This is a genomic window from Candidatus Acidianus copahuensis, assembly GCF_000632495.1.
Classification (GTDB): Archaea; Thermoproteota; Thermoprotei_A; order Sulfolobales; family Sulfolobaceae; genus Acidianus; species Acidianus copahuensis.
In genome coordinates this window covers 44,212-64,329 of record NZ_JFZT01000057.1, presented here as the reverse complement: position 1 = coordinate 64,329, position 20,118 = coordinate 44,212, and the positions used below count along the sequence as shown (strand labels likewise).

Annotated in this window: 15 protein-coding genes; 5 read left to right on the top strand and 10 right to left on the bottom strand. The window is 37.5% G+C overall.

Translation table 11 applies throughout. The features are described from left to right. Positions 1-11: 11 nt before the first annotated feature. Positions 12-4,316: an oxidoreductase gene (locus CM19_RS10515; RefSeq protein ID WP_048100400.1), complete on the bottom strand. Its 4,305-nt coding sequence runs from the start codon at positions 4,314-4,316 to the stop codon at positions 12-14. Positions 4,317-4,532: 216 nt separating this feature from the next. Here CM19_RS10515 and nrfD point away from each other — a divergent pair, with 216 nt between their 5' ends. The 3 genes from nrfD (at position 4,533) to CM19_RS10500 (ending at position 7,275) form a co-directional block, all read left to right on the top strand. Further along, entirely contained in the window at positions 4,533-5,570 is a 1,038-nt protein-coding gene (gene nrfD / locus CM19_RS10510) for an NrfD/PsrC family molybdoenzyme membrane anchor subunit (RefSeq protein ID WP_048100399.1), read from the top strand. A gap of 43 nt (positions 5,571-5,613) precedes the next feature. Next, positions 5,614-6,507, top strand: a complete 894-nt coding sequence (locus CM19_RS10505; protein WP_052349534.1) for a tetratricopeptide repeat protein — start codon at positions 5,614-5,616, stop codon at positions 6,505-6,507. A 156-nt stretch (positions 6,508-6,663) separates the two neighbouring features. Then, positions 6,664-7,275 carry an IclR family transcriptional regulator gene (locus CM19_RS10500; RefSeq protein WP_048100398.1) on the top strand — a complete coding sequence of 204 codons (612 nt, stop codon included), beginning with the start codon at positions 6,664-6,666 and terminating at the stop codon, positions 7,273-7,275. Between the two features lie 80 nt (positions 7,276-7,355). Here the strand turns inward: CM19_RS10500 and CM19_RS10495 are convergent, their stop codons facing one another. The 6 genes from CM19_RS10495 to CM19_RS10470 form a co-directional block, all read right to left on the bottom strand. Next, positions 7,356-9,167, bottom strand: coding sequence for an AMP-binding protein (locus CM19_RS10495; protein WP_048100397.1), 1,812 nt, complete (start codon positions 9,165-9,167; stop codon positions 7,356-7,358). 446 nt (positions 9,168-9,613) lie between these two features. Then, the gene (locus CM19_RS10490) at positions 9,614-10,033 is read right to left on the bottom strand and encodes a Zn-ribbon domain-containing OB-fold protein (RefSeq protein ID WP_048100396.1); all 420 of its coding nucleotides are present in this window, start codon (positions 10,031-10,033) and stop codon (positions 9,614-9,616) included. Then, positions 10,034-10,555: a Zn-ribbon domain-containing OB-fold protein gene (locus CM19_RS10485; RefSeq protein WP_048100499.1), complete on the bottom strand. Its 522-nt coding sequence runs from the start codon at positions 10,553-10,555 to the stop codon at positions 10,034-10,036. Positions 10,556-10,565: 10 nt separating this feature from the next. After that, the gene (locus CM19_RS10480) at positions 10,566-11,744 is read right to left on the bottom strand and encodes a thiolase domain-containing protein (RefSeq protein WP_048100395.1); all 1,179 of its coding nucleotides are present in this window, start codon (positions 11,742-11,744) and stop codon (positions 10,566-10,568) included. Next, the gene (locus tag CM19_RS10475) at positions 11,741-12,823 is read right to left on the bottom strand and encodes a thiolase domain-containing protein (protein WP_048100498.1); all 1,083 of its coding nucleotides are present in this window, start codon (positions 12,821-12,823) and stop codon (positions 11,741-11,743) included. Before CM19_RS10475 ends, CM19_RS10480 begins: the two co-directional genes overlap by 4 nt. A 95-nt stretch (positions 12,824-12,918) precedes the next feature. Further along, complete coding sequence (locus tag CM19_RS10470; protein WP_048100394.1) at positions 12,919-13,995, bottom strand: acyl-CoA dehydrogenase family protein; 1,077 nt, start codon at positions 13,993-13,995, stop codon at positions 12,919-12,921. 50 nt (positions 13,996-14,045) lie between these two features. Here CM19_RS10470 and CM19_RS10465 point away from each other — a divergent pair, with 50 nt between their 5' ends. Both CM19_RS10465 and CM19_RS10460 read left to right on the top strand, forming a co-directional pair. Next, positions 14,046-15,881, top strand: coding sequence for an AMP-binding protein (locus tag CM19_RS10465; protein ID WP_048100393.1), 1,836 nt, complete (start codon positions 14,046-14,048; stop codon positions 15,879-15,881). A 24-nt stretch (positions 15,882-15,905) separates the two neighbouring features. Beyond that, complete coding sequence (locus tag CM19_RS10460) at positions 15,906-16,637, top strand: enoyl-CoA hydratase/isomerase family protein (protein ID WP_048100392.1); 732 nt, start codon at positions 15,906-15,908, stop codon at positions 16,635-16,637. Positions 16,638-16,809: 172 nt separating this feature from the next. Here the strand turns inward: CM19_RS10460 and CM19_RS10455 are convergent, their stop codons facing one another. From CM19_RS10455 to CM19_RS13560, 3 genes are all read right to left on the bottom strand, one after another. Next, entirely contained in the window at positions 16,810-17,379 is a 570-nt protein-coding gene (locus CM19_RS10455) for a 2-oxoacid:acceptor oxidoreductase family protein (protein ID WP_048100497.1), read from the bottom strand. Next, positions 17,367-19,181 (bottom strand): thiamine pyrophosphate-dependent enzyme, encoded by a 1,815-nt coding sequence (locus tag CM19_RS10450; RefSeq protein WP_048100391.1) that lies wholly within the window; start codon positions 19,179-19,181, stop codon positions 17,367-17,369. Before CM19_RS10450 ends, CM19_RS10455 begins: the two co-directional genes overlap by 13 nt. Before the next feature lie 251 nt (positions 19,182-19,432). Beyond that, a complete protein-coding gene (locus CM19_RS13560; RefSeq protein WP_081801270.1) occupies positions 19,433-19,726 on the bottom strand; it encodes a zinc ribbon domain-containing protein in 294 nt (97 codons plus the stop codon). Positions 19,727-20,118 lie beyond the last annotated feature (392 nt).

Genomic DNA, 20,118 nt, shown 5'->3' with positions numbered 1-20,118 from the left:
TTTTTATCACCTTAAGACGAGGGTTCTGAGGCGAACCCATATCTTACCTTATATGGGCCTAAAACGTAGTTGCCTGAAGCGAGAGACTGGGGTGATACGTAAGACCATATAGATGTGGTTTGTATATTGTTAGCATCAAATCTGAGGTGAGGGATATTTACTGATTGAGCGAAAGTTGGAGTAGAAGGGGCATTAGAAATTGAAATTTTTCCGTTCATCTGATTTAATATTACAGACATTATGTCTTGTCCGGCAAAGTTCTGACCCATATAAGTAAATCTGTTAGCTACTACCACTGTATGATCAACCGCCGCCTTTCCCACTATCTTCATTCTAGCATCGTGCCATGCTGTCTGTCCTGTTATTGGATCCAGATTAAGTATAGGAAATGCTTGATCAGTAGATGGACTTAATTGACCTCCTCTAGAAGGCGGCATATAGTTTGCACTAGCCCAATTATTCAGTATTCCAAGTTTAACTTGAGGGGATTCGGGTGTCTGACCTCTAAATCCTGGTAAAGCCTGATTTGATACAATAACCCATGAAGCTCCAGGTCTTGTAGCCTCGTCCAAGAATACTATAGCAGTTAAGTTTGTTCTCAAACCACCGGAGTATGGCTCATTGATTGCCTCAAATTGTACGAAATCTCCGCTCTTTATACCAGATTTAATGATGTAAGGATCTGCCTTGCTAAGCATTACAGGAGGATATGGCATGATAGCCATCAACCATGGAACGTTATATGACCACGTATGGTAAACTCTATCGTGTCTTCTTACAAAGAAAGTTAAGGGGTACTCTGACAAATCTATTCCATCCGGAGTTATCTCAGAATTCCATGTTGGAGGAGGATAATAACCGCCAAACGGTCTATGATAGTCTAGTAAGTTCTTTGATATCGCATGTCCGTAAGAATCGTTTGTTGGAATAGATCTTACTAAGAAATCAGTGTTTCCAGTTTTTAGATAATAGTAATAATATCCTGCATTATATCCAGTCCACTTTCCAGCTCCAGCTAATCTAAACTTCTGCAAGTATTCAAGGTAAATTCTATGAATATATGGTAAACCAACATCTCCATAGCCTCCTGGCATGTATGCTCCCCATCCAAGAAAATAGAACATATTCACGTTTCTCATATACCTAATTGATGGAGGTAGAACGTAAACCGCTCCACCTTTTCCAACTTTTACTACACCGGGATTTATATCTTTGATACTCATTTTCCCTTTGGCATAAGTATCTATAACTTTCTGGAGCATACTCTGAAGAGTTGGCTGGAATTCCGCAGGGATCCTAAAGTAATGTTCTACTCCTGAAGATCTATCATCTGCAGCTATCTTATAAGTTGGGGAAGTAGAGAACATCTGACCTGCAGGTATATTTGATTTCAGTTGAGATATAACCTGGTCTTGACTCTCTCCATTTGGAACGAATGAGGCATATAGTTTTAGTTGTTGAGGATTGGGAATCTGCTTATCTTCTTCGTTCTTAAGGATATATTGAAAATTGTCGCCATAACCAGCTATTAAGATCCCTTGTTTATATATAAACATCCCTGTGGAAATGTATCCGGGTTGACCCTCCTGAGTTATCGTAGTTCCAGAAATAGGATCATGAATAGTAACTGGACTCACAAGGGGTAAACCAGTTACTGGATCCTGGGTAGTGTAATGTGGATTGTTCATAGGTTCTATTTGGCCGTTTTGTTTTGGATATGATCTTAAAAGCCATAATAATGTTAAGAGGAAACTTCCTGCTGAAAGTACTGGATACATTGAAGGAAGCGCAGGCCAATTTAATGAATCCGAGGGACCTTGAGGAAGAGATGTTGGTCTATCAAAAGTTGAGTGAAAACCGTAAAGCTCTAGAAAAGTTCTATCAGGGATAATTAGATCTACAACGTTAGTAGTTTCTTGATTAAATAAATCAATCTGAATCGTAAAAGGAATAATATAATTCCCGCTGGAGTCAGTCTCAGTAACTTTTTCTAATAAGTCACTTAAAGTGTATGCATTATTCCAGAACGGTGCAGTAATGTACCACATCATGGCTTGCGTCTTATATGGCATAACTCCAGGATACTTATTCATCATATATGCAGTGTAAGCTACTGCGGATATTGATCTCTGAGTTGAATACGGTATCTCCCAACTATATCCTCTATCAGTTAAGAGAGGCCTTCCTGTTCTATAAATAACTAGATCATCAGGGCCATCTGGATAACCGTATGGTCCAGCTGACACAACACTTACATTCTTAATATCTACTGTACCGTCATTGTAAATGTATTCTGTTTTGAGAAAACCAGATCTTCCAGAAGGTACAGAAAGATTAAGACCACTAATTGAGCTCGCAATGTCAGGATCTATTGAAGGAGTATTGGCTAAAGGATGCGGAGGAACTGCTAATCCAGGAAAGTAATGGGGGTATGGATACTTGTATAAGTCAGCTCCTGGATTATCCCATGCGCCAAGCATAAGAACTAAGTAGTAATATGCAGACGAGCTCATGAAACCGTTCGCATGAGCTGCTAGGCCTCTCATAAAATATATGGAAACTGGTCTTCCTATTACGGTATCATGATATCTACCTAAATAATCAATCCACTTTGCCGGTTGAATTATTGACTTTTGGAAGGCTACAGTAGCTACCTCATTAGCTATCCTAACTATCGTATCATGCGGAATCCCGCTAACGTCTGCACAATTAAGCGCACCGTACTGAGGAGGTTGAGTGTAAGCGGTATATGGGTCATAATTAAGGAGTTCAGCTCTCAAGAGTTCAAATGCCGTAGTTACCGTTAATGTTATCGTCTCTAATGAAGCAGGAGCTTTGGCTACGGTAATTTGAATTGCTGGAACCTTGACTATAGTCCCATTCTTAAGCTTGTAAGGTACCTGAACGATCTTCCCCTGTAAAGACTGGGGTAACTCATCGAGAGTTAATATTGGCATTACATTCTTTTGCCAAGGCGTATCAACATAGGAGTAAACATTTCCATCATTTCCCATTATTGCTTCGAGCCACGGATGTTTTGATGAATACTGAGAATTACTTACTGATATTCTTACGTGTAAACCGACGTTATTACCCGCCGTTGACTCAGTAGGATCTAGCGCATCCTGTTGTGCACTAGAATTAACTATAACTAGCCATGACAAGTTTGTATAATATCGTAGAAATTCTTCATCTATATGAGGAAATACTGCAGTAGAAGCAACTGGCGGAAATTGTGAAAGAGGGACCACTTGTCCATTAGGAGTGACTGTTTGCATAAGAAGCTGACCCGTTGAAGGATCATAAGAGGGAGAAACTGGCTGAAGAGTTATAGGATTTATAACTTGAGGACCTTGACCAGTAGAAGCCAAGTAGGCCTTATAGACATAATAGTGAAAGTCTACCAACGATCTAATCATCCCCATCATAAGAGCACCATCTGTAGCTCCAGGATTTACGTAAAGATGCTCATCAGAAATTGAATAGAAACCGTATCTTTCAGGAGCAATAGTAACTACTTTTCCACCATTTTCCCTTATTCTTGCTATTATCCTCCTCATCCAATTAGGAAAATGATCTCCAGCTAAACCAGCTAATATGAAGTATTGGGCTCTTTCCTCATCTGGCCCCGCATATTCCCATACTGGTCCTCCTGTAATGTAAACTCCAGAAGTGTAGACGTTCATAGAACAGAACCCCCCATGAGCTCCAGAATTAGCTGTTCCGTAATTACCTGCAAAGAAACCAGCCGTTAAAGCTGGGATTAACTGGTCCCTTCCTTGCCAAAAAGAAAGGGCATGAGGATTGGTTTCCCTTATCTTCATAAGCCCTGGAAACTCTCCTACACCAAGGTCTGCTGGATTTAAGCCTATTTTTGACCATGAGGAGGCAGAAGCGCCATTAACTAAAATATCATATGCGGTATCATAATCTATCGCTAACCACTTTCCTTCTCCTCTTTTACCCGCTCTAAGGAGAGGATATCTTAATCGAGCTGGAGTAAAATAGTAGAAGACATCAGAGGCCCCTCTAGGACAAACTCCCCCATCATTTATATGCCATCCTATAGTTCCTGTGATAAACCTAGGAAAACCCATTGGAGTTCTTGCGATCTCTAAAGCGCATCTACCTAAACACTGGAAGCAATTTGAGTAGACTATTTCATCGTTAGGATAATTAAGGCTGTAATCGTTTTCTCCAAAGGATGTAAATATTTTATTTATTACAGGATTTATACTCATTAATATTGCAGTACCTAGAGCAGCTCCTCCAGAAATTTTGAGAAAATCCCTTCGTGATAGCTTTAGATTAGGCATTTTTTATCATTTACTGGTTTTTTTAGGATAGTTATTTAAGTATTCACTTCTACTAAGCGATATTACCGATAATTCATATTTTTTCTCTCTATATAATTCAAGGACGTCAAACTTCGGTATTTCCCTAAAAAGAAATGAAATATGAATGAAAAGTTATATCGAACTTATGAAATGAAACTTTATTTAAATTAATTTATCAACTAATCTTGAATAGAAATGAGTCTCTATACGGCTCCGGCACCAAATACACCATACGGAATTCAGACGCCTCTCTTACAAATAAATCAATACCCTTTATGGAGCGGTTACGTAGAATTAGCACTATACTTTACCGAACTTGCAGGAATGCTTATGGTTATTATTGCGTTACTTGAAGTAGCTAAGTTCAAATCCATAACCAAGTCAGGCTCGATAGCTACATTTATTGCGTCTGTATTAGCTCTTGGATTCTTCGCGGCAGATTTAGGAAGACCAGAAGAAGGAATATTTGCACCTATAAGGGCAATACAGTTTTTCCCTTATTCATGGATGGCTAGAGGAGTTATATTTGTAAGCGGTTTACTATTATTCTCATTTGTCTACATGGTGATGAAGATTCTTAACAAAGGAGGAAGAATTACAACGCTTGTCGTTGCAATACTTGGTCTTTTTGCTGGCATATTCTCGACAACCTACAGTGGATTTGAGTTAGCTGCAACTACAGGAGTGCCTTTCTGGAACAATGGAGCAATTCCTTTGCTATATCTCTCAGACGGCGTTTTCGTTGCTACAGCACTTGCGTATATCTTAGCTTTCTTCATAAAAAGTGAGGAAGGAGCTAGAGTTAGATTCCTAATGGTTAGACTTCAGTTCTATAGCTCTATAGCTGTGTTATCTAGCTGGTTTTTATTTATGGCAACAGTAAACTACCTATATGTTTTTAATCAAGTAGCTTTTTACTATATGTTATCTACTTCTTCGTTTGCACTCGATATAGGCTTAACGGGAATTGTAGTAGTGTTGTCTGGATTTAGTACTATGCCTACGTTTGGATTTCTCATGAAAGGTGTTCAAATAGGGGGAATTATGGATCTACCAAGTACAATAAAATATATCATGTTAGCAACTGCAATAATAGCACTAATAGCTGGATTCCTAACTAGAGCTGATATACTACTGGCTGGACAATACGCATATCAATTAGCTCCAATGACACCATTTCAGCTCACAAATTCACAACCAGTTCCAATAGGTGCCTTCGGTTGGAGAGGATAATATAAAAAATTTTTCTTCTTTTTCTTAATTCGAGGTTTACTCCATGGATATAGAAGAACTCCTAAAAGAGAATAAGTATGAGGAGGCTTTGGCGCTTTTAGAGAACGATAATTCATTAAATTCGAAACTGTTTAAGGCAAGTATTTTACTAAATCTTGGAAGAAATGACGAGGTTATTTCCCTGTTAAACGGCATAAACACGATTGAATCATGTGTCCTAATCTCAAGAGCGTATAGTAACTTAAAACAGATATCTAAAGCAATAGAAACCTTAGAGAAATGTACGCAACGGTTTCCTTATAGTCATTCCATTTACTACGAACTCGGTAAACTTTATGAAAGTCAGAGTGATTATGAAACTGCGTTAAGATACATAAATAAGGCCTTGGAAATCATACCAATAAGTTCAGATTATAAGTTCCTAAAAGCAAAAATTCTCTATTTTCAAGGTAATTATGAGGACTCATCCTTTCTTTTAGGTGAAATTCTTAGATTAAATCCAAAAAATCTAGAAGCAAGAATAATAAGAGCTTCCTGTTATTATAATCTAGGACTTAGAATGGATGCATTGGCCGAAATAAATAGAGCACTAGATCAAGGTAACAACAACTCCTTCCTTCACAGTTTAAAAGGTATGATATATTATGAAACTGGATTTTACAAATTAGCTCTAGCAGAATACAAGATTACAATAAGGAATGGTGGTAATTCAGAAGATCTGTATATGGCTGCGTTATGCTCTTACTTGTTAAACTATTACAACGACGCATTAGTTTACATCGATAATGCCTTAACTAAGAAAACCGAACCTAAATATTACGCATTAAAAGCTAGAATACAGAAGGCTTTGGGCAAACTAGATGAAGCTAAAAACCTGGCTAAAGAAGTCATAGCTATGGACAAATCTTTAACAGAAATCGTTAGGGATTTGCTGTGATGTCTTTTCTAAAAGACGCTGATAATAATTACTTTTCTATAGTTCAATTTCATAGCAAGAAGTTTTGAAAGTAAATGGGGATAATGACAAAACATAATAAATTTTATAAAACTTCTTTTTTAAGAAGTTCACTTTTATATATCTAATGAATTGATAATGATTGATCTAGATCCTCGTGACATTGAGGTTTTAGAAGTATTGACTAACCTTATAACAATATCATCCTACAAGCTTTCTAAAATAACTGGAATTCCTCCTGCCTCTGTATGGAGGACATTAGTTAAACTAGGTTATCTTAACCTTGTATGTAAGGATGGGAAACATTTTAGAATTACTGCAAGAGGTTTAGTTTTAACATATTTATTTACTAATAAGAAACAAATAAAGGCAGAGGTTATAGAACAGCTCAAAAGATTGTGGAAATATGAGGGAGACGAAAGAGAAATAGAACAATTCTTGACATATATAGTAAGCTTTTTAAAAGAACATAATATTTCTCCTTTCTCGATTTGTTTTAATCAGCCAATAACAATAGCAACTCTACTGTTGTCTAATGTAGATGAAGCTAGCGAAGACGTAAAAAAAGTAATAGCAAGACTAGTCTTGAATTTCTTTCCTAACACTAAAATTACGGAATTTTGTAAGGGAATAATAAGTATAGATGAGCATGGAATACCCTATGCTCTAGCTGTTGATTGCAAAAAGGATGGAGTTAGACTCTTTCATTATTGTGATATAATAAACAAATTATATTGTAAAAAAGTTTAGAAAAGATATACCAATAAGGCACATAAAAATTACTATCTTGAATTTCATAACTGGCTAATTTAATATAATATACTGGTTTTTTAACTAAGAGCCTTTTTTATGTCTTCCAGAACCCAAGGGTTCTCAAGGGATGAAATATCGCCTATATCTGAGCCTACTATGATAGATCTTATAACTCTTCTCATAATTTTTGCATTTCTCGTCCTTGGTAATTCAGGAACAAAAACTATATTTGAAGGAGAGATAGCCTTTCCTAACTTTCTTTCCACGTATTCCTTCAAGGTCTTTACGTCTATTTCTTGTCTTTTTACTGCAAGACAGACTATCTTCTCCCCTTTTAATTCGTCCGGAACGCCTACACAACCTGATTCAAGAACTCCAGGATAGGAGTCTATTACTGCCTCAACTTCGGCTGGTCCAATCCTCTTTCCTGATACCTTTATTGTATCATCGCTTCTGCCTACAATATAATAGTAACCATTATTATCATAAAACGCTAAGTCCCCATGAAGCCAAACATCTTTCCATTTGCTCCAATAGGTCCGTATATATCTTTCTGGATCTTTCCAGAATCCTCTAGTCATTCCGGGCCAAACACTTAAGATCACCAACTCTCCTACCTTATTTGGTTCCACCCTTTTTCCATCATCACCGAAAAAGTCAGCCTTTATCCCAGGACTAAATCCATTAAAGGATGAAGGTAGTATATCCTTGATCACATAATTACCAAGTATTCCGCCAGAGATTTCTGTACCTCCTGAATAATTTATTATTGGAGACGAAGTTGTTTTAAAGAGCCATTCCCACGTGGCTTGATCTATTGGCTCTCCTGTATTTCCAATTATCCTCGGAGAGAAATTAACGCTTGAAGTCTTTATTGCTCTTACTAGACTTGCTGAAAGACCAAGCACGTCAACATTAAGTTCGTTGACAAAGCTCTCTAGTAGTGAAGGTGATAGATATCCCTCAAATAAGGCTAATTTCCCTTTTAATAGATAGCTTGAGAATATTATCCAAGGTCCCATCATCCATCCTAAGTCTGTTATCCACGATATTGTCTCCCTTTCCTTCATATCAAATTGAAAGTAAACATCTGCGGCAGCCTTTATTGGAAAGCCGTCGTGGGTGTGGACACATCCCTTAGGCCTTCCTGTAGTTCCAGATGTGTAAAGTATCATTATTGGATCTTCTGTTTCGGTTTTCTCATATCCATCGCCTGTTGTTTTAAAGACTTCATATAAATTATGATAATTCTTTAACTCCTTTCTTCTAGGTAGGACAATCTTTTCTAAGTCTAGTTTTTCTATATTAGAAAACATATCTATCTCCTTTCCCTTTCTAGTAGATACATCAACGGTGAATATAGCCTTAATTCCTCCATCTTCTACCCTAATCCTTATTGGTTCCTCACCAAAGCCAGAAAAAAGGGGGATAGCAATCATTCCTGATCTAATAATGCCTAAAAAGACTGGTACAATTTCAGGAATCATTGGCATATAAATTCCTATTCTATCTCCTTTCTTATAGCCTTCTTTTTTTAACCAACTCGAAACAGATTTTATCTGAGAAAGCACTTGACTATAGCTAAGTTCACGTTTTTCCCCTTCCTCATTTATAGACTTCAAGTAAACTTGACTTCCCTCTGGAAAAGAAGATGTAATGTTTAGTTTTCCTCCAATAAACCATTTAGCCCACTGCTTACCGCCTGAAAGATCTAAAACCTTTGAGTAAGGAACATCGAATTGAATATTTAGAATATGAACAAGATTATCCCAGAATTCCTCAGTCCAAGTATGAGAAATGAAACCATTAAGATCGGGTATTCCTTTTTCTTCCATGTATCTTTTTACATTACTCTCCGCTATCCATTCCCGTGTAGGAATCCACTTCATAAATTAAAGTATTATGCACAGTTATTTCAACTTATTCTTTACTCGCTTAATATGAGATTTTACATGAAATTCATTTTTGTGGGAATTCTTTATGGAAAATAAATATTATGAGTAAAAACATTTTTTATATGAACTTCACATGCCTCTTGGTCGGCCTCTTGTTCCAATCCTTAGACTGTCACCATCTCACTACATGGAAGTCCCTTTTTTAAACTAACTCGTTGACATTATGTAGGGATTCGAGTCTTGGTATCCATACAATTTCATTGTTCTACGTTCAGCGCGCCATTTCTAGAGTCTATATGGTCTCTCAGCAATACGAAAATATATTACAAAAAGAGTTATATACCTTAAGAGGTGCCTCAATTTATATAAATGGAATCTTCCATACTCCCTATTTCCATAAAGATAAAAAATGTATTTAAAATTAAGAATCTACTTGAAAATTACACGACTTTAACTTTTAATGGTATATCGTAGCTTATAATTTCTACATTTTTATTTTGGTTAGCTTCGCCTTCTACATAAGCTAATAATCCTCCTTTAACTCCTTCAAACCTAATAATTGCTATGCTAACTGGTTTATCGAGTTTATTTCCCTCGTCGTCATAATAGATTGTTGTAAAGGAATCAATATACGGACTCCTTAAAGTTACATACTCATCCAGTTCTTCAAAACAGTCCTCACAGTACATCCGTGGAGGTACGTAAACCCTACCGCATTTTCTACACTTCCTCCCATATATTTTTCCTTCCTTAAGACCTTCAAGAAACTTCTCTCCTGCCTCACCCAAAGTATATACATACTTTTCGGCCTCCATAATGTCTTTCCATGATTTTGTTTCCTTTCCCTTATCCCACGACATTTAGATCACCTTAAAGCAATCTATATCGTTTATACTACCTTCTCTTTTTTCTTTAGATTTCCATATAGCCTTGACCTTTCTTCCCATTATTGACATATCTTTAACTTCCTCGTAACTACAACATATTCTATGGAAAAGAGCTGGGTATACGAAATCTCTATCGCTTGAAGGGAACAACCTTATGACTCCAACTATTTCTGGACTCTCTAATCTCTCCCTCGTCCAAGAGATGAAGCTAGCGACTGCAGTCATCACTATTCCCTCATCTTTAACCTCAATCCACTCATCAGTGGGTCTAAAACAGTCCTCACAGTACATCCGTGGAGGTACGTAAACCCTACCGCATTTTCTACACTTCCTCCCATATATTTTTCCTTCCTTAAGACCTTCAAGAAACTTCGTTATCGCCTGTCCTGCACTATAAGAATACTTAGCATACGGTTTGTACTCAATCTTTGGTCTCTTATCCAATTCCTCTTTAGATAGAGGATGTTCTAATCTTTTTTCCTCATGTATTTCCATTTCTCTCACCTTAATTTCTCATGACTATAACAGTTGAAGCTTGCATTAGATCTCCCCAAGCTTGAGCTACTCCAGTCTTTACCGGCCTCTTAACTTGCATTTTTCCCGCTATTCCCTTTAATTGCCAATAAATGCTTATTGTCTTCATTAAACCTGCTGCTGCGATTGGATTCCCTACTCCAAGGAGCCCACCGGAAGGACTACTAGGTATATCTCCATCTAGATCAAAGAATCCCTCCTTTAGAAGGAAGGGTGCTTGGCCCCTACCTGCGATTTGTAAGCCCTCTAAATGATGCAATTCTTTATAGTCAAACGGATCATAAGGCTCTACAACATCTATTTCTTTGTTAGGTCTTTCTATACCAGCCATTCTATAAGCCATCTTAGCTGCGTTCTCTAAATATCTCGGATAGAATAAATCCCTACCAGGCCAAGAAGTGTTATCTAAGGTCCATCCTACTCCTTCAATCCAAACTGGAGTGTCTGTATATCTTCTAGTCACGTCCTCTGATGCTAATACCATGGCAGCTGCTCCATCTGAGGTTGGACTTATGTCTAGCCTCTGGACTGGCCAAACTAGAACTTCACTATTCATTACATCATCTACGGTTATCTGGCCTGGGAGTTGAGCATAGGGATTATTTATTGCATTTCTCTTATTCTTTACAGAAACTAAGGCTATATCTTCTTTTTTAATTCCATATTTCTTCATATATCTGTGCATTTCCATTGCAAATATCCAAATTAAGTTTGGATTTAGAGGTTTTTCTGTAATTGGATCCCATATATACCTGAAGATTGCCTGTGGATGAGGAAGATCCCCACTCATCTTCTCTTCTGCTACAACAAGCACCTTTTCACAAAGTCCGCTTGCAACATGATACCAACCAGATATTGGAACCATAACGCCTGTAGCTCCTCCAACGTAAACTCTACTCACCATCTTTCTTATTCCGCCAGAACCGTGAGCTAGATACTCTCCTTTCATATGAACTCCATCAAAGGCGTCAGGAGCGCTTCCTATTACTACGCAATCTATATCCTTTAACTCTAATCCAGCCTCATCCAAAGCTCTCCTAGCTGCTATGAAAGCTAGTTCCTGAGGAGTTTCCAGCATCTTAGATCTGAAAAGAGTTAGCCCAGATCCTAGGATGCCTACTCTTTTACTATAGTATATATTTGGTCTCATCTTCTCATCACCAAAACTCCTCCAGTAAAAGTTGGAATTCCCCTCCAGCTTGCTACTATAGCGCTTTCCTTTCCAGAGAGTAAATACTCAAAACCGTCTAATGTAAGGGATAAACCAGAGGCCTCTAGAGGTATTCCCTTAGCTAAATGACCTCCAAGTGGGTTAACTGGAAAATCTCCATCCTTTTCAAGTTCTCCTTCCCTTAACATTTCCCTAGCATTTAAGCCTATTGATTCAACGTGCTCCAATTCCTTATAGCTATATCTATCATCGATAAAACCTCCCTTAAGTTTAGTAGGTGAATCTACTTTAGCCATCTTCAATGCCTCCCTAGACGAAATGGTTAAGTATTCTGCTTCACCTAGATACGAAAGTTCTAAAGTTGAGTCTGAGGAAAAATACATCCCATCTATCCATATTGGAGTGTCGGTTAACTTTCTCGCAACTTCTTCTGACGCTAGCACAGAAACAATAGAACCATCAACATATTCAGCTATATCTAACTTCGAAAGAGGATATACTACATAGTCTTGCGAAAGAATATCTTCCAAGCTTAATTTTGATGCGTAAGACGATCTTGGAGAACTCAGACCGTTTACCTTATTTTTCCTAACAACCTCCGCAAAATCCTCTCGAGTATAGCCCTTCTTCATAAACTTTGAAGCATCTAGACCAGCTAAAAAATGTACGTTGGGTGATTTTACTGTTCTTACATATATAGGATCCATCCCAAATTCTACAATTTTATGTATTTTTTCTATATCACTAGGCTTTGAGTGAGACTCTACTACTGTAATCTTAGATATTCCAGAGAGGATCTGCATTGCTCCATGCACTATTCCCTGAATGCCGTCTCCTGAGACAGTCATTGTAGGTCTCATTGATCCTCCTATAGGGTCTGGAGCAAATTCATCAGCTATCGATATACCTTCCCAAAAATCCTCCTGACATGAAATGAAAGTATCCACATCTTTCCTGGGATCTATATCAGCCATAGCATAGGCACGAGTAGCTGCTTCAAAAACCATCTCCCTAAAGGACACCTCAGGAGTTAAGGGCCTAAAACCATACCAACCCATAGCTACTATAGCAACTTTATGCAAAATTCATCACAATTAACTATATAAGTAATTTATAATAAGTTTTTAACTGTTTCTTAATGATAGAAAAATTTTTAAAAAAACTGCGTAGATCTATGATTCTCCTTAAGATACTTTCCGATTATATTCTTCTGAACTTCATCTGTTCCCTCTCCTATTCTAGTTAATCTTACATCTCTATATGCCCTTTCAGTTTTAGTTCCCTTTGCATAACCCATTCCTCCCATTATTTGCAGAGCTACGTCTACTGCCTCCTGTGAGACGTTTGAGGAAAAGAGCTTAAGGGATGAAACTGATAGATCAGACAAAGTCACAGATGCGTCCTTTAAGAGGGACTTTACTGCTAAGAGCTTGGACATCACGTCTGCTATATACCACCTTATCCCTTGATAATTGATAAGAAGTTGGCTCATAACTTCCCTTTGCCTGGCCCAGTCTAAAGCCTCCTGTATGGATCCTTCAGCTAAACCAATGGAAATAGCCGATATAGCAACCCTTCCTATAGTTAAAGCGTACTTTGCTACTTCCCAACCCTTCCCTAAATTTCCAATCTTTTGATCAGTCCAACAACCTTCTAGGAAGAGATGAGCTGTTCCTGTACCTCTATTTCCCATAACTTCAATTTTTTCAGTCTTCAAGCAGTCGGATTTGCGTACTAGAAATGCAGAAAGTCCCTCATCTGCCTTTGCTATTATCAAGAATACGTCGGCGTAAAGACCTTGGGTAGTCCACATTTTTTCTCCAGTTATCCTCCATCCTCCTCCATCCTTTTCTGCCTTGGTTTTTATTGACTTCGCATCGCTACCACAACAAGGTTCACTAAGCCCAAAACCACCTATGATCTTACCGCTTGAAAGTTCATCAACAACGTCATTATTACTGAACTTCCTAATAGGCTCTGTAACAAGTTCACCTTGAGCATCTTGAATTAGAGCCACAGATCCACTAACCTTGGCTAACTCCTCCAAAATTAGACAAGTCTGATAAAGACTCAAACCGTTCCCCATTGGATCTAAGTATCCTAATTCACCCATTTTTCTTACAAGGTCTCTAGGATACCAATCCTCCCTATCGATCTTTTCGGCTAAAGGTTCAACTTCTCTCAAAATAAAATCTCTTAAATTTTCTATCAATAGTTCTGTTTCTTGCATATTATAAAATTAGATAGTAAGTTTAAAACCTTTGGTAATACAATATTATTATGGAATCAAGTTCACTATCAAAAATAAATCAACTTTTAAACATTGCTGACAATAATCCAGAACAGTTCTGGTGGGAAAGAAGAAATCTCATATCATGGTTTAAGGAACCAGATTTACCAAAAGAAGGGAAAGCTCCTTTGGCTAAATGGTATGTAAATGGAACTACAAACATATCGTTTAATGCTATTGATAGACATCTAAATCAAGGAGATAAGATCGCTTTTTACTGGATTAATGAATTCAAGGAAAGTAGAAGAGTAACGTTCTCTGAACTATTCGACATGGTTAACGAGGCTTCATCCTTCCTTAGACAGTTAGGAGTTAGGAAAGGTGAAAGAGTATCACTATTAATGCCAAGTGTGCCTGAGGCAGTAGCGTTTTCACTAGCCGTACATAGGTTAGGAGGAGTTTTAGTTATACACTATATTGGCCTTAGCGATGAGACATTAGCCTTTAGACTTAAGGACTGTGAATCCAAAATTGCAATTATTTATCCAAAAACGTATAAGAACGGAAGGGAAATTGATATTCAGGATTACTTTGAAAAAGTAATACAATCACACGAAACTCCTATAGAAAAAGTCGTTATAGTTCCAAGGAAAGGAAATGCAGAAGTTAGAGATAAGAGAGAAATAGTCTACGAGAGAGGGGAAGTAAGAGGCAATAAAGTTAGCCCGGAAGAGATTGAGGCAAATGAACCATCAACAATCTATTATACCTCTGGAACAACCGGAAAACCTAAAGGGTTATACCATTCCACTGCAGGGTATATTATTTCATTAAATTGGGCGTTTTCTTGCCTTATGGGACCGAAAAACGATGAAATTTGGTGGACAATATCTGAGTTAGGTTGGCCTGTATGGCCTATGGCAAACCTTTACGTTATTCCCGTTATGGGATTGACTGGAGTTTTATTTGAAGGATATATAGGTTATGAAAAGGATATATTTATAAAGAACGTAGAAAACTTCAAAGTTAATCTTGTATGGAGCTCTACAACTACGCTTTATACTCTAAAAACATTAGGTGATGAATCAGTAACAGGTGATGCTACAAAATTAAGAATCATTTTGAACACTGGAGAGCCCCTTAATGTTGGAGCTTGGAAATGGTTAAAGGAAAGATTACCCAGAACTACCATCGCAGATGCTTACTGGATGACAGAACATCTATTCCCCGTTGCTGGAACTCCGTTTGGCTTAGGTGAAATTCCATATAAACTAGGATCAGCTGGTATACATTTTCCAGGATCTAGATTCATGGTATTAGACGATGATGGAAAGGAGGTTAAACCGGGAGAAAGAGGCTATATAGTAATTGCTTCAGATAGTCCCGCTTTCGCAAAGATGTGGCATGATCCTGATGGAGAAAGACTAAAGAAAACTTATTGGTCTAGATTTCCGGGCTATTTTTACACGGGAGATTATGGATATTATGATGAAGATGGTTATTTATACGTTCTAGGAAGAGCTGATGACGTAATACTTAAAGACGATTTAAGAATAGGAACTATGGAGATAGAAAACGTTTTAGTGTCTTATCCGGAGATCGCTGAGGCTTCTGCTGTTGGCGTCAATGGGAAAATTTTTGCCTTTATAGTACCAAGAAAAAGATATGAAGGTATGGAGAATACGATTAAAGAACACTTAAGAAATTCTGGATATATTATTAACTCTATTTATGTAGTCAATAAACTACCTAAGACGAAGAGCGGAAAAATAATGAGAAGGTTGTTAAGATCTATAATAGCTGGGGAAGAGTTAGGAGATTTCTCAACTCTTGATGATATAAAGATAATTGATGAAATAAAGGAGACTATAAAGAAAAGTAGTTAAGGAAAGGTATACTTTATATGTTATATGGTAATAAAATATGAAATTCAAGGAGATGTAGCCTGGATAACCTTAGATAGAGAGGAAAAATTAAATTCATTCGATGAAAAACACTGGTATGATCTAGGTAATTATATAAGGAAATCTAATGGAGAAGCGTTAGCGTTAGTCTTGACAGGAAAAGGTAGATCTTTTTCAGCTGGGGACGATATATTTGCTATGCTTAGCATAGAAAACGAAGAGAAATCTAGAAATTTCTTTTCTTCTCTATCCTATGCTATAAATTCTATCCTATCACTAGAAATTCCTTTCATTTCAGTAGTAAACGGAATAGCATATGGAGGAGGATGCGAGATCCTTTTACTTTCAGATATAGTTATAGCCTCAACAAACTCTAGGTTTTCTATTCCAGAGGGAAGATTAGGTTTAATCCCTCCAATGGCACTAGCTTTTGGAGAAAACTTAATCGGAAGAAGTATAAGAAGGCTAGCAATTACAGGCGAGGAAATAGGATCTGAGGAAGCTAGATTGTTGGGAATAGTTGATTACGTTGTACCTGAAGATAAATTATACGAAAAAGTTGACCACGTATTATCCATGATCAAAAAAATGAGTCCCAATTCAATAAGAGTTATGAAAAAATGGTTTCGATTAAATTCTTCCAACTTAGAAAAAACGATCTATGACTTAACTAGAATGGTTTTAGATGATGACGCAATAAAAAGGATGAAGGATTTCACCTTAAGGAAAAAAAGGTGAGACTTGGCCCTTAAGATATTCCTTATCATTTTTCTATAGGAAGTAAATTATTTATTAAATTAATATTATTTTTCTTTTCTAAAAATCTTAAACTATAAAATCTTATTTTAGAAATAATCTTAAACTAAAAGATTATATAAAGATGTTTTAAAATTCTAAAAATCTTTTATTTCTAATTTCTGATAAAATCATGTGCGATTCTCATTCCCATATAAAAAGATTTCACATTATTTTCTCCCCTCATAGTCTCAATAAAACTGCTTTCGCTTATCATAGGGAAAACGTTCAGACCATAGGCAAAGCCTAAAATAGCCGAGTTTATAACTCTTTTATCGCCTATTTTTTCAGAAATTTCTTTAAGGTTAACTTTAACAACTCTATAACCTGACAATAGTTTTTCCACTTCTTCTACTTTTTTTGGTATTATCCCAGGTAATACAGGACGGATCGAGAGCTCGTTTAGTATTATGAGCGTTTTATTATTTGCATAACTTAAGTTCCTCAAAGCTTCGTTTGTTTCAAGTCCCATGATACAGTCTGCCCCTCCTAATGGAATAGTAGGAGCATAAACGTCTCCTATCCTAACGTGAATATTAACAGCCCCCCCTCTTTGTGCTAAACCGTGCATCTCTGAAACTAATACTTTCAAACCCTCCTTCTCACACGCTGAGGTAATCATCTTACCTAAAGTTATTATCCCTTGTCCTCCTATTCCTCCAACAATCAGGTTTAGCTTAACCATGATTCCCATCCCTTTGGTTGTTCTCCTTTTATCGTTATTGCCTTAAAAGGACATATTGGAACGCATGCCCCACATCCTATACATTGATCTAAATCAATTTTTGCCTTCTTATTAGGCAAAGGAACTATAGCTGGACAGGTAAAATGATCATAGCATATCGTACAGCCGGTACACTTGTTTTCGTCGACTTCCGCAATAGGGAGATCTCCATTTACCGAATCTAGAACTTCTAACGCACAAGCCCTTTTAGCGATTACAACAGCTGGCTTACCATTTTTCCTAACCCAGTCCATGGCGTTCTTGATTTCCTTAATCGAGGTATAATCAAAGGGATCGAACTCGCTCACATATTCAATACCTAATCCGTTAGCTACCTTAGCTATACTTATATCCTTGGAAGGACTTCTTTGCTGTCCGGTCATAGCTGTTACCCTGTTATCTAGAACAAGGATTAGCATAGGAGTTTTATTAAAGACCGCGTTAGCTAAACCTGGTAAACCGGCATGAAAGAAAGTGGAATCACCTATTATTGCAACAGGAATTACTCCGGTGCTCCTATAGACTCCGTTAGCTACTCCCAAGCTACCTCCCATCTCTATTAAGCTATCTTGTTCGTTAAATGGAGGGAGTACACCTATTGAGTAACAACCTATATCTCCAGAAAAGTATACGTCCTTGACTCCTGCTAAAGCTAATGCCTTCTTTAAATCTATAAAGGAAGATCTGTGAGGACAACCTGGACATAAGGCTGGAGGTCTTGGAAGCACATCAACAGTAACCTCGCGTAATTTTTCAATTTTTACATTAAAGAATTCGCCTATCGCACTTGTAACTCTATCTAAGGTTAATTCACCTTCTCTTCCTATAAGGCTCTTTCCTCTCACCTTTAGATTTACGTCATTATCTACTATGAGTTCCTTAACTTGCATTTCAACTATTGGATCTAGCTCTTCAACAATGAGTATTTCCTCTACATCTTCCATAGCCTTTAGCGTCTTTTCCTTAGGTATCGGAACTGGAGTAGATAACTTAAGTATCTTAGCCCTTACTCCTAGGTTTTCTACAGCCTCTTTGACAAAGGCATAGGCGATCCCGGAAGCTATAATTAGTTTATTCCCATCCCCTTCTATTTCATTTAGCTTCTCTACTTCCATCTTTATTTTTTCCCATCTTTGTAGTTGTAGCTTTCTATCCTTTCTAGCAACTTCCGGAACTAACGAGAATCTTCCAGGATCCTTGTGGAATTTTCCCTTCACTGGAGGAGAACTGTCTAATAACTCGACTGGAGCCCTAACGTGGGAGATCCTTGTCGTTGTCCTAAATATAACTGGATGCTTTACCGAGAAACTTAAATCAAAGGCCTTAACTATAAGTTCGTGAGCGCTTTGTGGATCGTAAGGCTCTATAACTGGTATAAGCGCAAAGAGACCATAATACCTGTTATCTTGCTCGCTCTGAGAGGACCACATTGATGGATCGTCCGCAGAAACCACTACTAATGAACCATCAACTCCAGTATACGATGAACTCATTAATGCATCGGCCGCAACGTTCATACCCACATGCTTCATAGTAGCTAGTGCTTTACCTCCCATAATAGCTGCGCCATATGCCGTCTCTAAAGCTACTTTCTCGTTAGTGCTCCACTCAGCGTAAACGTTATCACCGTACTTCATTATGGTCTCAATAATCTCAGATGACGGAGTTCCAGGATAGCCAGCGGCTATTCCCACTCCCGAAGCTAAAGCTCCAAAGGCAATTGCCTCATTGCCTAATAAGATCCTTTTCCTCATGACTATCATGATAGATTTATATCTCATTTATTTATAAAGGTAGTTACGTAAGTTTCAAAACATTATTTCTAAAATTTATATGAAGTCATTAAGATCTAAACATCCTCTAGAATTGGATTAATTAAATCACTGAGAACTGTCCTGACCTTTAGATTAATCTTTCTGACTCCATCTATAGAATGGTCTCCTATTCACTAAGGAAGATCTAACCCTTTTGAGTTTATTTCCTTGACATTGCGTAGAGTTGCAGGTCTTGGAGTTCACACAAGTTCATTATTGCATAGGTTCATTGGCACTTCACAGGGTCTATTGTGATCCGCTCCGCACTGAAATGCGAAGCTTCCTGCCTTATCGTTAACTCTTGCCTTGGCTTTAAGAGGGGTCAACTCCACAGGCACTAAAGGTGACTCCCACCCCTCAATGTTAATGGAATCAACTAAATCGCGGTCTGCGATGTAACCACAACGAGGACAAGCCCTTGAGGTGTAGGCTGGGTTGACTAGTTTGAACTCCTTTTGATATTTCTCCATCTGCCAAGCGAATATCTCTCTCATCTCGTAAAAACCGATGTCAGTAAATGAAGGTGAGGAGACGAAGAGATTTTGATATCATGTTTCTGACATTTATATTCTCCATTACAAGAGTGTCGTAGTTCTCAACGAAATACTTACCAGTTTATAGCATAAATCACAACGAAAGTTAACTATTGATTCGTTGCGATTTTCACTTTCGCTTTCTCAAAGTTTTTAGAACCTTTTACATATCTAGAGGGGGACTTATATAGTCTATTTATTCTTTCTAGCAGTTTCTCAAAAGCTTGAGGTTTTCCACGTATTAACCATCTGAAGTTGTTAGAAGTCTATATATGAACATCAATAACTTGTTTTCCTGTTTTTCGACTAAGGTATCATAGCCCTTAACAATGAAGGACACGAATACCTTCCCT